The 13,945-nt window shown below is 60.5% G+C and carries 15 protein-coding genes; 11 read left to right on the forward strand and 4 right to left on the reverse strand.

Annotated elements, in window-relative coordinates:
- Position 1: 1 nt before the first annotated feature.
- Positions 2-964 (reverse strand): electron transfer flavoprotein subunit alpha/FixB family protein, encoded by a 963-nt coding sequence (locus AArcS_RS13755; RefSeq protein ID WP_238477992.1) that lies wholly within the window; start codon positions 962-964, stop codon positions 2-4.
- Complete coding sequence (locus tag AArcS_RS13760) at positions 961-1,752, reverse strand: electron transfer flavoprotein subunit beta/FixA family protein (RefSeq protein WP_238477993.1); 792 nt, start codon at positions 1,750-1,752, stop codon at positions 961-963. Before AArcS_RS13760 ends, AArcS_RS13755 begins: the two co-directional genes overlap by 4 nt.
- Positions 1,753-2,046: 294 nt before the next feature.
- On the opposite strand from AArcS_RS13760, the gene AArcS_RS15870 reads away from it, so the two are divergent.
- Positions 2,047-2,169 (forward strand): hypothetical protein, encoded by a 123-nt coding sequence (locus tag AArcS_RS15870; RefSeq protein ID WP_259372687.1) that lies wholly within the window; start codon positions 2,047-2,049, stop codon positions 2,167-2,169.
- 3 nt (positions 2,170-2,172) lie between these two features.
- Positions 2,173-3,435 carry an RNA-guided endonuclease InsQ/TnpB family protein gene (locus AArcS_RS13765; RefSeq protein WP_238477994.1) on the forward strand — a complete coding sequence of 421 codons (1,263 nt, stop codon included), beginning with the start codon at positions 2,173-2,175 and terminating at the stop codon, positions 3,433-3,435.
- 1 nt (position 3,436) lies between these two features.
- Here AArcS_RS13765 and AArcS_RS13770 read toward each other — a convergent pair whose 3' ends face one another.
- On the reverse strand, positions 3,437-4,657 hold the full coding sequence (locus AArcS_RS13770) for a helix-turn-helix transcriptional regulator (protein WP_238477995.1): 1,221 nt from the start codon (positions 4,655-4,657) through the stop codon (positions 3,437-3,439).
- A gap of 167 nt (positions 4,658-4,824) precedes the next feature.
- Here AArcS_RS13770 and AArcS_RS13775 point away from each other — a divergent pair, with 167 nt between their 5' ends.
- Positions 4,825-6,018 carry a DUF7096 domain-containing protein gene (locus AArcS_RS13775; protein WP_238477996.1) on the forward strand — a complete coding sequence of 398 codons (1,194 nt, stop codon included), beginning with the start codon at positions 4,825-4,827 and terminating at the stop codon, positions 6,016-6,018.
- Between the two features lie 44 nt (positions 6,019-6,062).
- A complete protein-coding gene (locus AArcS_RS13780; protein WP_238477997.1) occupies positions 6,063-6,551 on the forward strand; it encodes a type IV pilin domain-containing protein in 489 nt (162 codons plus the stop codon).
- 7 nt (positions 6,552-6,558) lie between these two features.
- Here the strand turns inward: AArcS_RS13780 and AArcS_RS13785 are convergent, their stop codons facing one another.
- On the reverse strand, positions 6,559-7,185 hold the full coding sequence (locus AArcS_RS13785; protein ID WP_238477998.1) for a methyltransferase domain-containing protein: 627 nt from the start codon (positions 7,183-7,185) through the stop codon (positions 6,559-6,561).
- A 165-nt stretch (positions 7,186-7,350) separates the two neighbouring features.
- On the opposite strand from AArcS_RS13785, the gene ahaH reads away from it, so the two are divergent.
- The 7 genes from ahaH to AArcS_RS13820 are packed head-to-tail and all read left to right on the forward strand — an operon-like array spanning position 7,351 to position 13,945.
- Entirely contained in the window at positions 7,351-7,683 is a 333-nt protein-coding gene (gene ahaH, locus AArcS_RS13790; RefSeq protein WP_238477999.1) for an ATP synthase archaeal subunit H, read from the forward strand.
- The gene (locus tag AArcS_RS13795; protein ID WP_238478000.1) at positions 7,670-9,904 is read left to right on the forward strand and encodes a V-type ATP synthase subunit I; all 2,235 of its coding nucleotides are present in this window, start codon (positions 7,670-7,672) and stop codon (positions 9,902-9,904) included. Before ahaH ends, AArcS_RS13795 begins: the two co-directional genes overlap by 14 nt.
- 8 nt (positions 9,905-9,912) lie before the next feature.
- On the forward strand, positions 9,913-10,197 hold the full coding sequence (locus tag AArcS_RS13800) for an ATP synthase subunit C-like protein (RefSeq protein ID WP_375139616.1): 285 nt from the start codon (positions 9,913-9,915) through the stop codon (positions 10,195-10,197).
- Positions 10,198-10,222: 25 nt separating this feature from the next.
- A complete protein-coding gene (locus AArcS_RS13805; RefSeq protein WP_238478001.1) occupies positions 10,223-10,804 on the forward strand; it encodes a V-type ATP synthase subunit E in 582 nt (193 codons plus the stop codon).
- Entirely contained in the window at positions 10,801-11,859 is a 1,059-nt protein-coding gene (locus AArcS_RS13810; RefSeq protein ID WP_238478002.1) for a V-type ATP synthase subunit C, read from the forward strand. Before AArcS_RS13805 ends, AArcS_RS13810 begins: the two co-directional genes overlap by 4 nt.
- A complete protein-coding gene (locus AArcS_RS13815; RefSeq protein WP_238478003.1) occupies positions 11,856-12,188 on the forward strand; it encodes a V-type ATP synthase subunit F in 333 nt (110 codons plus the stop codon). Before AArcS_RS13810 ends, AArcS_RS13815 begins: the two co-directional genes overlap by 4 nt.
- Positions 12,185-13,945, forward strand: a complete 1,761-nt coding sequence (locus tag AArcS_RS13820) for an ATP synthase subunit A (protein WP_238478004.1) — start codon at positions 12,185-12,187, stop codon at positions 13,943-13,945. Before AArcS_RS13815 ends, AArcS_RS13820 begins: the two co-directional genes overlap by 4 nt.

Consider the following 13,945-nt stretch of genomic DNA (forward strand, 5'->3'; position numbering starts at 1 on the left):
GCTATTCGTCGAACTCCTCGATCAACGCTGGGACGACATCGAAGAGATCACCGACGATCCCGTAATCCGCGAGATCGAAGATCGGCGCGTTCGGGTCGGTGTTGATCGCAATGATCGTCTCCGCACCCTTCATTCCGGCGACGTGCTGGACGGCCCCGGAGATGCCAATGGCGAGGTAAACGTCGGGCGTGACAACTTTCCCCGACTGGCCGACCTGCCGGTTCTTCGGCAGCCAGCCGTTGTCGATGATCGGTCGAGACGCCGAGACAGTTGCACCGAGCGTCTCAGCGAGTTCCTCGATCAGTTCGAGGTTCTCCTCCTCCTCGATCCCGCGACCGACCGAAACCAGCAAGTCGGCCTCGCTGATATCGATGTCGCCCGCACCGACCTCCTCGAAGCCTTTCACGGTCGAGCGGATCGTACTCTCGTCGATCTCGACATCGACCGATTCGATCACGGCGTCACCCGCCGCTTCGGTCGTCGGCCATTCGGCGTCCCGGATCGTCACCGCAACGCCACCGCTCGCGTCGACCTCGTTGGTCGTCGCAACCTTCGAGCCGTACATTTCACGGGTTGCTACGAGGCGATCGCCGTCGACGTCGAGTTCAACCGCATCGGGGACGTAGGGCAGGTCGAGCCGTGTCGCCACGGCGGGGGCGTAGTCGAGGCCGTTGACCGTGTTGGGCAACAGAAGGAACTGCGGCGCGACCTCGTCGTACAGCGCCTCGACGGCCTGCGTGTAGATGCCGTGGTTGAACTCCTCGCCCTCGGCGACGGTGAGCACTCGATCGACACCCTCGCGATTTAGCTCGTCGGCGAACGCGTCGACGTCCCCGCCGATCAGAGCGACATGCAGGCCGCCGCCGGTTCCGTCGGCGAGTTCGCGGCCCGCCGTGATCAGTTCGAGACTCACGTCCCGGAGGTCGCCGCGGCGGTGCTCCGCGACGGCGAGTACGTCGCTCATTCTGCCACCCCCTTCTCGCGAAGGACCTCAGCCAACCGCCCGGCGCTTTCGTCTGCTCCGCCCTCGATCAGCTCGACATCGCTCTCGGTTTCAGGGACGTACATCTCCGTGACGTCGAGTGCGCTATCGGTTACCGCGGCGTCGACGTCGAGATCGGCCAGTGTCCGGACGTCGAGGGGTTTGGACTGCGCCTGCCGGATCCCGCGAAGACTGGCGTACCGTGGCTCGTTGATACCAGTCTGGATCGTCAGTACGGCAGGGAGGTCGACGTCGGTCAGCTCCTCGACGCCGCCTTCGAGTTCGCGGCGAACCGATGCTACCCCCGCCTCGGCGTCGAAATCTAGATCGTTGACGACCGCCGCCCATTCGTAGCCGACGCGCTCTGCGAGCGCGACACCGGTCCCACCGAAGGCGTCGTCTTCGGCCTGGACGCCGGTCAGGACGAGATCCGGTTCTTCGGCGTCAACGACCGCCGAGAGGATCTCGGCTTTCGCCTCGACATCGAGGGTGTCGGCCGCGTCGAGGTTGTCATCCCAGATCCGGAGCGCGCGATCCGCACCTTTCGCCAGCGCCATGCGGATCGTCTCGTCGCTGCGTTCCGGTCCGATCGTCGCCGTGACAACCTCAACGTCGCCTTCAGCTTCGCTGATCTGGACGGCCTCCTCGACCGCGTAGTCGTCCCATTCGTTGAGATCGTACTCACGGTACTGCTCGCCGATTTCGGTGCCGCTGATCTCGAACTCGTCGCCGACCGTTACCACTTCTTTGACGGTCACCAGAACCTTCATAATTATCCATTGCACGCGGCAGTCGCTAAACCTTTTTGAAACCTGAAATCCGTCGCTTCCGGTTGATTAGCTGAATGCAGGCGGTAAGCCCCCTTCCTCAAGGAGCAACGCAGCGAAGCGAGTAGCGTTAACGAGAGCAAGCTCTCGTTCGCACATCAGAAATCTTCGATTTCTGAGGACGCAGTAGGGAGGGGATACACCGCCGTCATCGCTTTTCATACACGTGATTATTCTGGCCCACAGGCCCACGTAATCCGAACATATATTAAGTATCGAACGTATAGTATGCATACAGTGAAACGGAAGACAATCACCATCCGAGAAGACCAAGAAGAATGGATTCAGGAGAACCACCTGAATCTCTCCTCGTTCGTCCAAGAACAACTGGATGAACTTATCGAAGAACGCGACTCATAGCCCATGAACTACAACTACAGGTATCGCCTCACGCCGACCAAAAGCCAGCGTGAGACACTGGACTACCACCGCGATACCTGTAGGCAACTCTACAACCACGCTCTGTACCGCTTCAACCAAATTCCCGAAAACGAGGGCACCGTCAAACAGCGTGTTCGCAAAATCCGTGACGAACTTCCCGACCTCAAAGACTGGTGGGACGCACTCACCGACATTTATTCGAAAGTGCTCCAGCCCACCGTCATGCGGATTGCCAAGAATATCAAACGACTTGGCAAACTCAAAGAGAAGGGCTACAAGGTTGGTGAACTCCGGTGGAAGTCACCACGCGAGTTTCGCAGTTTCACCTACAACCAGTCTGGCTTCGAACTCGACAATAAGAGTGGTCAGACCGTGTTGTCACTCTCGAAACTCGCAGATATTCCCATCGAACTTCACCGACCACTGCCTGACGACGCAACGGTCAAGGAAGTCACTCTCAAAAAGGAGAAAACCGGCGAGTGGTTCGCTATCTTCGGCATCGAGATGGATACGGAACCGCCAGCCAAGCCCCCGCTAGGAGATATTGACACTGACGAGATGGTCGGAATCGACGTGGGGATTCTCACGTATGCCCACGATACAGACGGCACAGCGGTCGAATCACTCGACCTCTCAGAGGAACGCGAAAGGCTCGAACGAGAGCAACGAAACCTCTCGCGCAAAGAGCATGGATCGAACAACTGGGAGGAACAACGTCGGCGTGTCGCTGAGTGTCACCTACAAATCAAGTTCAAGCGGCGTGATTTCCTGCATAAACTCTCGAACTACTACGCTCGGGAGTACGAGGTGGTGGCTGTCGAAGACCTCAACGTGAAAGGGATGCTGGAATCGCCGCGAAACAGCCGAAACACGGCGTCGGCGGCATGGAGCACCTTCACCGATATGCTCGAAACGAAGTGTGAGCGGGAAGGTACGCACTTCGTGGAAGTTGACCCCGAAGGGACCACCAAAGAGTGCGCTCAGTGTGGTGTCGAAACCGACAAACCGCTCTGGGTGCGGGAACACTCCTGTCCTGCCTGTGGGTTCAAAGCAGACAGAGACGCAAACGCAGCGTGGAATGTTCTTTCTCGCGGACTCACCAAACTAGGAGTGGGTCACTCCGAATCAACGCCTGTGGAGACTGCACTCCCTGCGGGAACTGCCGTTGTTCCTGCAAAGCGCGTCGTGGAAGCAGGAAGCCCCTGCCTCAAGGAGCCGCCAACGGCGGCGAGTAGGCAGGGGTAGTTCACTGTTCGGAGTCAGCAGGATCCATGTCCGGAAGGCTGATCAGGTTCTCTCGACCGATTCGGAGCTTGTTGATCCGGTCTTCCTCGTCCATCGCCGACAACAACTGTGAGACTTTTGCGTTCGACCAGCCGGTTTCGGTTACGATGTTTGCCTGTTTCATCCGCCCGCCGTTCTGTTCGATAAGCCGGAGCACGCGCTCCTCGTCGCTGAGGAGGTCGGGGTCTACCTCCTCCTCTTCCCCGGTTGTGTCATCAGTGTTCTCGGTTGCGACCGGGGGTTCATCCCTTTGCACCCTCGCCTCATCGGGTGGTGAATCAGCGACACCCTCGTCGTCCGTTTCACCGACTCCAGTGATCACGCCCGGAAGCAGATTCTCGACCTGGTCCCGTTTCTCCGGTCGATTGACCAGTACCACTGCGGCAACGAGCACTACCAGCACCAACAGGCCGATGCCACCACCGATCAGCGCCATCGATGAGAGACCGTTATCGCCGGTAGCCGGCGTCTGTGGCCCACCAGTCTGGACGTAGGATATCTGGATATCGTTTGGCTCGAACGACACCGGACCAGTCCACTGAGCGCTCCGGTCCTCGAATCCGTCATCGGGCGGCGCATCGAGGCTAAATCCATCCACTGCGTACCCATCCGGTGCGACGATAACGAGTCGCTGTTCGTCGTTCAGATCCGGGAGCCACGTTTCGTCGTCCGGAGTCTGGAAGACATCACCCAGCTCGGTCCTGTCACCGTCGACCGCAGCGAAGTTCGTCCACGTAAACGACAGACGGAGCGTTCCGGTATCATCTTCGACCGTCCCATCCCACGCTTCGTCACGGATCTCCATGTCGCGACCGGTCGCCGTGGACGCCTCGGCAGCGTACGGACGGAACGTGTCCGCCGAATAGCCGACATCATCGTCCGCTCCATCCTGGAGGTCCTCGACCAGTTGCTCGAACGACTCCCGATCATCGTCGTCTTCGAGTTCGTATTCGGTCGTCACCGTCCACTCCGCGTGACCATCACCGGTAAGCTGGATCTGAAGGGTCTGTCGGACAGACTCGTTAACCTCTTCGGTCTCCTGAACTGTCTGGAGGCTCTCCGATGCCGGACTCCCATCGAAATCTACGGATTGGTCGCCGGGCGCGGCCACGACACCGCCAGCTGCGACTGCGAGGAGGGCACACGTGAGGGAAACGACCAGCAGGGCGGCAGGTACCCGCATATAGATTCCTGTTATCTCCCGGTAGAAAACGCTTTTCATAAATAAAACGTCTCCACGGGTTATAAATGATCTCACGGCCGCTCGTGGTGTTTCCCACGGTCCGTTCTGTGCTTGATTACCGCGGTGATCCGCGAACTTTTATATAGGAGACGCGTACATCACCGGTAATGACGCGTATCCTCGCGACCGTGTTCGTCGCCCTCCTCGTCGTCACGGCCCCGGTGACGGCAGCGGTCGGCCCAACACCGACCGGCGGCACGGCGTCCTCCCTCGACAGCGCGGAGCAGGAAACGCCGGACGAGATCTCCTGGGTAACGACTGGCGCTGATTCGACTGCTGAGACGACGACGAAGGGCCCCGATCTCGGAAGCGCACTTGCGATGGGTGATGAGCAATTCGAGAACCGGATCGAACTGGGCGCGCTCGAACGCGAGTTCCAGAACGCCGACTCGACCGAAGAAAAAGAGTCACTGCTCGACGCGTACCGGGAGGAAGTCGGCGAGCGGACGATCGCACTGCACGAGCGCGAGGCGGCGATCACTGAGGAGTACAGAGCCGGCGAAATCGACAGCGATACACTGCTACGCGACCTCGCCGAGTTGAGTGAGGAAGCTCGAACGCTCAGCAATACAGCCGACACGATCGAAGAACTCAGTGCGACCGACCCCCGAATCTCAGTGAGCGTTCGGAATGTCCGCGGTGAACTCGATCGGTTCGATAGCCCGATCCGTCAGGAAGCACTCGACGCGACGTACGGCGATGCGGACCGGACGGAACCGATACTGCTGTCCGCAGCGGAAGAGCGGCTGGTTCTAAGCACCCTTGAGGACGGAACATACGTGCGTGAAGGAGTCCAGTTCGATCGGTTCGCCCCCGACGAGCCGGGGACGTTCGATGGCCTCACCGAGCTCGACGACCGCGGGCCCGAACTGTACCCGTGGATCTACGCGAACCTGTTCGAGTTCGGGATCAGCGGCTACGACTGGCTGATCGGACTCAGCCTCGACCATCCACGCGGGCAGTCGATGTCGTATATCGACGCGACCACGCAGGACGTCGTGATGGAGTATCACACGCTCGACGTCGAATCGCTCCCGACCACGAGCACGGTCAGCCGGACGAACGAGAACGTGACGATTTCCAGCAACCGCGTCACGGACGGCGGTCCCGTCTGGGTCGAAGTAACCGACCCCGACTCCGGGGACCCGATGGATGCGAGTATCAGTGTCGAGGGTCAACACTCGGTCGAGACCGACGAGGACGGTACCGCGTGGGTGCTCGCACCCGAAGGTGACGTCGACGTGACGGCGACGACCGACGAAGGCGAGGTCTCGATTACGGTCCGGGATCCGAGTTCCTGAACGGACCCACACATTTATACCGGGGACCGCGGCGATGAGTCGACATGGTTCGTATCGGGGGACGAGCGACTGGCCGTGGCGTGTCGCCGGTCATCGGCGTCGTGTTACTGGTTGGGCTCACGATACTACTCGCTGGCGTCGCTGCTGGCGGACTGCTCGCCGCTGACTCCCCCGATCCCCGACCGACTGTCGCCGTCGACGCGAGTGCTGATCCGACAACAAACACAGTCACCCTGCGTCACGTCCGAGGGGACGCGCTCGATCCATCAGCGCTCTCCCTGCAGATCGCTGTTAACGGCACCGAGCTGGAAAAACAGCCGCCGATCCCGTTCTTTTCTGCTCACGGATTCGTGCCAGGTCCGACGGGACCGTTCAACCCCGAGACTGACAGCGAGTGGACGGCAGGCGAGACTGGGACAGTCCGGATCGCATCGACGAACGAACCAGCAGGGATCGAGGCCGGCGGTCGCGTCGAGCTGACGCTCTCCCACGGCGACCATGTGCTCGTAGAAACGACGGTAACCGCCCAGTGAGTCGTTTTTAACTGTCGTCGGGGACCGTCGCGACGGTTGTAATCGCAATATCGGGCTTGTGGGAGGGACCCATCAGATAATGGTCGAACTCCTCGTAGCCCGCGCGTTCGAACATTTCGTCGGCCTCGTCGGCATCGTAAAACAGCATGATCGCATCGGCAACCCGCTGCATCACCGAGTTTCGGGGATTGTTGGGCCCCACCACGAGCACCTGTCCACCCGGTTTTGTAACGCGGCGGAACTCTCTCAGAGCGTTGACCGGGTTCGGCCAGTACTCGATGGAGCCAGACGACCAGAGCACGTCGAAACTGTTCGTCCTGTATGGAAGTCGTTCGGCATCGCCACGGGAGAACTGGACCGGATCGTGTTTCCCGAGTTTGGCCCACGCCTTCTCTAGCTGGTGGACGCTCTGGTCGATACCGTAGACGTCGTCCGTCTCTTCGAGCAGTCCTTCGGTGGCGAAGCCGGTGCCACAACCGACATCGAGGACGCGATCGTCTTCGTCGATATCGAGGAGGTCGATCGCCTCGGTTCGCATCGCTTCGTTCCAGATAAACGGGTTGATCTGATCGTATACCTGCGAGAGGTACTTGTAGAATACCCGTGCACGTCGCTTGTCTTCGAGAACACCCATTGGGCCGGGGTTAGAACTGGACAATCATAATCCTGACCGTTCCACGCCCGCTCGTCCACCGTGGCTTCGGGTCGAATTGGACGATATCAATCTCCGACAAATGAGCGGATTCAGTTTCGCAACTACCTTATAGGCTCCTTCGTAAACATCCGCCTGCCAAAAGATATGCCGAGGCCAGAGGTCCTTGACCAAATTCAGACGGCTGAAGACGAAGCTGACGAGATCGTTGCCGAGGCCGAGGCGGAGCGGGACGACCGTATCGCCGAGGCCCGTGAGCGTGCCGCGGAGATCCGTGAGGAGGCGGAGGCCGAGGCACGAGAGCTGAAAGAACAGCGCCTTGCGGACGCCCGCGAGGAAATAGAGGACGAACGCGAGACGATCCTCGAGGAGGGTCGTCAGAAACGAGAGGAACTCGTCGATCAAGCGAGCGAGCGCGAAGACGACGCTGTCGAGTTCGTCCTCGAGCTTTTCGAGGAGGCGGTGCATGCTCAGACCTGAGCAGATGAGCAAGGTGTCGGTGGCAGGCTCCCGCTCGGTAATGGAGCCGGTCATCGAAACCGTCCACGGGATGAATCTGGTGCACCTGAGTGATTACGACGGCTCCTGGGAAGGCTTCGACAACGGCGACCCGATCGAGGGCGCCGAAGAGGCCTCCGAGACGCTCGTCACAATCCGTGCGCTCGAGAGCATCCTCGACATCGAAAACGGCGAAGCCGGCCCGAACCGGATCGTCACACGGGATGAGATCGACGACGAACTCCCGGGGATCCGGGAGACGGTGAACGATCTCGACGACCGACGTGACGAGATCCGAGACGAGATCCGAACCGTCGACGAACGGATCGCGGCGATCGAGCCGTTCGTCGACCTCGGAATCGATCTGGATCTCCTCGGAGGCTATGACTCCCTGGAGGTACAGATCGGCCGTGGGAACGTCAACGAGATCGAGGCGGCGCTTTCCGACGAGGAGAGCGTCGACGCCTACGAGACGTTCACTGGCGACGACGTCGTCGCGGTGTTCGCCTACCCGGCTGACGACGCCGAGCACGTTATCGACGACGCGCTGGTCGGCGTCGAGTTCACGACCTACGAGGTGCCTGACAGCGCTCGTGCACCCGAAGAGTTCCTCGCGGAGCTTCGCGAACAAAAACGAGAGCTGCAGGCCCAGCGCGATCAGATCCAGACCGAGATTGACGAGCTTCGCGACGAGGTCGGCGGCTTCCTGCTGGCGGCCGAAGAGAAGCTCTCGATCGACGTCCAGCGGGCGGAAGCGCCGCTGCAATTCGCGACGTCCAAGCGGGCGTTTATTGCCGAGGGATGGATCCCCACGGAGCGATATGATGAACTGGAATCGAAGCTCCGTGACGCGGTCGGTGATAGCCTCGAAATCGAGGAGCTCGTCGTCGCGGAGTACGACGATCACGGTCACGCGGTCCACGCCGAGAACGTCGAACACGAGGACTCCGATGAGGAAGCAACAGCAGAGGAGAAAGAGCCAGCAGAGGATGATACGCCCCAGAAGGCGGTGACCGACGGCGGTCACTCCACTGGCAGCGCCGCTACTGCTGGTGGTGGCGTCGCGATGATGCGGGACTCGCCACCCGTCGTACAGGATAATCCCGATATCACCGAGCCGTTCGAGTTGCTGGTTAACACGGTCAACCGACCGAGCTACAACGAACTCGATCCGACGGTGCTCGTTTTCCTGACGTTCCCGTTCGCATTCGGGTTCATGATCGGCGACATCGGCTACGGGATCCTCTATGCGGCGATGGGATACCCGATGCTCAAATCGAACTCGAAAGCGACCCAGGCGATGGGCGCAATCGCCATTTGGGCTGGTATCTTCACGTTCATCTTCGGCTATCTGTACGACGACCTGTTCGGCGTGTATCTGAGCGATCTCGGCATTGATCTTCCGCTTGCGGGGATCATATCCAAAGGGATCACGTCGCCAGCGTATCTCGATCTCTGGCTCGTCGTCGCCGTCCTGTTCGGCGTCGCGATGTTGAGTGCTGGCTGGATCGTCGGCTTCGTCAACGATCTCGACCACGGGATCAAGGAGGCTGCACTGGAGAACCTCTCGTGGGTTGTCGGTATCACCGGCTTCTTCATGTGGGTGTTCTCACACCACGTCGGTGATCTCAAACCGGACTTCATCGTCGGGCCTGATGCAGCACTTGCAAACGAAGAGATCGCGAGTTTCCTCACGTTCACCGGATTCCCCGAAGAGATTGGCCTTCTCGGGATTGGCTTGCTTGTCGTCGGTCTGATCGGGATCTATCTCGGTGAAGGAGGTGTGGGGCTCGTTGAAACACCCGCGTACCTGTTCGGACACAGCCTCTCGTTCCTGCGGATCCCCGCCGTGTTGCTCGCGAAAGGGGGCATGGCCTTCGCAGTGAACGTGATCGTCTTCGGCCAGTACGTCGCCGATGATGGCTCCGAAGTGTTCGGACTCCCGACCAAAGACATCGCGGCGATGGATCCGAACTTCGCTGGCCTGTTACACATCGATGGAGTACCGTTCATACTCCTCGTGTTGGCTGCAATAGTCGTGTTCGCTATCGGACACTTCATTGTATTGATGCTGGGCATTACGGCTGCAGGCATCCAGATGGTCCGGCTTGAGTACGTCGAATTCTTTCAGAAGTTTTATGAAGGCGGCGGGGAGAAATACGATCCGTTCGGTTACGATCGCAACTACACCACACAGGATTAATTACAGACATGGAAACTGAACTACTGACAACACTGGCAGAAAGCGCAACGATTCTCGAAGCAATGAGCCCGGAAGCTGCGGAAGCACTGGCGACCGGCTACGCACAGGTGGCTGCCGCCATCGCGGTCGCTGTCTCGGCGCTCGCCGCAGGATATGCAGAGCGGGGTATCGGATCCGCTGCGATCGGTGCGATATCAGAAGACGAAGACCTGTTCGGTAAGTCGCTGGTCATCACTGTTCTACCGGAGACGCTGGTGATCTTCGCACTGGTTGTCTTCATCCTGACGCTGTAGACGCGACCACCCTCTATTTCCAACCATGAGTTTAGAAACGGTAGTTGAGGACATTCGAGACGAGGCCCGCGCGCGTGCGGAGGAGATAATCTCCGACGCCGACGAGCGTGCCGAGGAGATCGTCGCCGAGGCCGAAGCCGACAAAGAGGACACTCTCGCGGAGGCCGAAGCGGAGATCGAAAAGCAGATCGAACAGGAGCAGGAACAGCGCCTCTCCAGCGCCAAGCTCGAAGCGAAACAAGAGCGTCTCGAAGCGCGTCGTGATGCACTCGAACGTGTCTACGACGCGGTGAAGACGGAACTCACGGAGCTCGACGAGGAGCGGCGACGGGAGCTGACCACGGCACTGCTCGATTCGGCTGCGGCCGAGTTCGAGGACGGCGCCGAGATCGATGTCTACGGTCGTCCGGGCGACGAGGAGTTGCTCGCGTCGATCCTCGATTCGTACGATGGCTTCGAGCTCGCGGGCGAACACGACTGTCTCGGCGGCGTGGTGCTCGAAAGTGACAGCTCGAACGTACGGGTGAACAACACCTTCGATGCCGTTCTCGAAGAGGTGTGGGAAGACAACCTGCGAGACATCAGCACACGGTTGTTCGACCAATGAGGTACTTCGACGCATCGAACCCCGAGTACGTCAACGCTCGTATTCGCGCCAGAAAGTCGGCGTTGCTCGCCGACGAGGACTATCGGAAACTGGTCCGAATGGGTCCCGGCGGCATCGCTCGGTTCATGGAGGAGACCGAGTACGAGACGGAGATCAACGCGCTCGGTGCCCGGTACAGCGGAACCGACCTGATAGAGTACGCACTGAACCGGAACCTCTCGAAGCACTTTCAGGACCTGCTCGACTGGTCACAGGGGCGTCTACGGGATCTGATCGCCCGGTATCTGCGCAAATACGACGCGTGGAATCTCAAGACGATTATTCGCGGCGTCTACTCGGGTGCATCGGCCGAAGCGATCCAGTCGGACCTGATCCGAGCTGGCGAGCTCGACGAAGCGCTTCTCGACCGGCTCAGCGAGGCCGACTCGATCGAGACCGTCGTAGAAGAGCTGGAGGACACGATGTACGGCGAGCCCCTCGAGGCGGCACTCGAGGAGTTCGAGACGGACAATGTTCTCGTCCCGCTGGAAAACGCGATCGACAGGGAGTTCTACACGCACCTGCTCGACAACCTCTCGACCGATCGACGCCGTGACGGGCCGACGACACAGTACGTCGAGTTCCTGCAGGCAGAGATCGACTTCCGGAACGCACAGAACGCGCTTCGGCTCGGTCGAAGCGGTGCCGACCTAGACCCGACCGAGTACTTCATCGAGGGTGGGAAGCTGTTCGAGCAGAGCGAGCTTCGGACCCTGGTTTCGGATACCGACCAGTTGATCGACCACATCCGGAACAGCGAGTACGGCGACGACCTGTCGCGCGCACTCGACGAGTTAGCGGACGCGGACAGCCTGATCCAGTTCGAGCACGCACTCGACGCGGCGCTGCTTGAGTACACGGATCAGCTGTCGACCATCTACCCGGTATCGATCACCGCAGTGATGTCGTACATTCTCGCCAAGGAGCGAGAGGTAGAGAACATTCGCGCGATCGCGCGCGGTCGGGAAGTCGGCCTCGATGAGGCGGAGATCGAAAACGAGCTGGTGATACTATGAGCCAGGAGATCGCAGTCGTCGGCAGTCCCGAGTTCACGACCGGCTTTCGGCTCGCCGGCGTTCGCGAGTTCCACAACGTCGCGGACGAGGACAAAGACGACGAGCTCGACGACGCGGTGACCGCGGTGCTCAACGACGAGAACATCGGCATCGTCGTCATGCACGACGACGACCTCGAGCACCTGTCGCGGGCCGTGCGACAGGACGTCGAGACGAGCGTCGAACCGGTCGTCGTCACGCTCGGCGGCGGTGCCGGGAGCGGCGGGCTGCGCGACCAGATCAAACGAGCCATCGGGATCGACCTGATGGAGGAGGAAGACCAATCATGAGCAAAGCAACAGACACGGACACTGTGCAGGAGGACGGTGTCATCGACAGCGTGAGCGGTCCTGTCGTGACGGCGACCGACCTCGATGCCCGGATGAACGACGTTGTGTACGTTGGCGAAGAAGGGCTGATGGGCGAGGTCATCGAGATCGAAGGTAACGTCACGACGATTCAGGTGTACGAGGAAACGTCGGGTGTCGGACCCGGCGAACCCGTCGAAAACACGGGCGAACCACTGAGCGTGGATCTCGGCCCCGGCATGCTGGACTCCATCTACGACGGCGTCCAGCGCCCCCTCGACGTGCTGGAGGGGAAGATGGGCGCGTTCCTCGACCGTGGGGTCGACGCCCCCGGGATCGACCTGGACAAAGAGTGGGAGTTCACGCCGACCGTCGAGGAGGGCGACGAGGTTAGCCCGAACGACATCATCGGTACCGTCCCCGAGACCGAGAGTATCGAACATAAAGTAATGGTGCCCCCCGATTCCGAGGGTGGCGAGGTCGTCGCCATCGAGGGCGGCGAGTTCACCGTCGAGGAGACGGTCGCCGAACTCGATTCCGGCGAGGAGATCCAGATGCATCAGGAGTGGCCGGTCCGCAAGCAGCGTCCGGCCGACGAGAAGCAGACGCCGACGACCCCGCTGGTTTCGGGCCAGCGCATCCTCGATGGGCTCTTCCCGATCGCGAAAGGTGGGACAGCGGCGATTCCCGGGCCGTTCGGGTCTGGGAAGACCGTGACCCAGCACCAGCTCGCCAAGTGGGCCGACGCCGACATCGTCGTCTACGTCGGCTGTGGCGAACGCGGAAACGAGATGACCGAAGTGATCGAGGACTTCCCGGAACTGGAAGACCCAGTTACCGGGAAGCCGCTGATGAGCCGAACCTGTCTCATCGCGAACACCTCGAACATGCCCGTCGCAGCGCGTGAATCCTGTATTTACACCGGGATCACGATCGCGGAGTTCTTCCGTGACATGGGCTATGACGTCGCGCTGATGGCCGACTCCACCTCCCGGTGGGCAGAGGCCATGCGCGAGATCTCCTCGCGACTGGAGGAGATGCCCGGCGAGGAGGGGTATCCCGCCTATCTCGCCGCGCGGCTCGCACAGTTCTACGAGCGAGCCGGCTACTTCGAGAACATCAACGGGACCGAGGGATCGGTGTCGGCGATCGGTGCAGTTAGCCCACCCGGCGGTGACTTCTCCGAGCCGGTTACTCAGAACACGCTCCGGATCGTCAAGACGTTCTGGGCGCTGGACGCCGACCTCGCGGAACGACGTCACTTCCCCTCGATCAACTGGAACGAGTCGTACTCGCTCTATCGTGACCAGCTCGATCCCTGGTACCGGGAGAACGTTGCCGAGGACTATCCGGAGATCCGCCAGTGGGCGATCGACGTCCTCGACGAGGAGACCGAGCTCCAGGAGATCGTCCAGCTGGTCGGGAAGGACGCCCTGCCGGAGGACCAGCAGTTGACGCTGGAGGTCGCACGGTATCTGCGTGAATCGTGGCTCCAGCAGAACGCGTTCCACGACGTTGATACCTACTGCGAACCGAACAAGACCTACCGAATGCTTCAGGCGATCAAGACGTTCAACGACGAAGCGTTCGACGCGCTTGACGCTGGGGTGCCGGTCGAAGAGATCCAGGACATCGACGCCGCGCCGCAGCTGAACCGGATGGGCGTCGCCGAGGAGTACGAACAGTTCATCGGCGACCTGGAAGACGACATCACAACAGAGCTGCGGGAGCTGTACTAA

It is taken from the genome of Natranaeroarchaeum sulfidigenes, assembly GCF_017094485.1.
In the GTDB taxonomy this organism is placed as follows: domain Archaea; phylum Halobacteriota; class Halobacteria; order Halobacteriales; family Natronoarchaeaceae; genus Natranaeroarchaeum; species Natranaeroarchaeum sulfidigenes.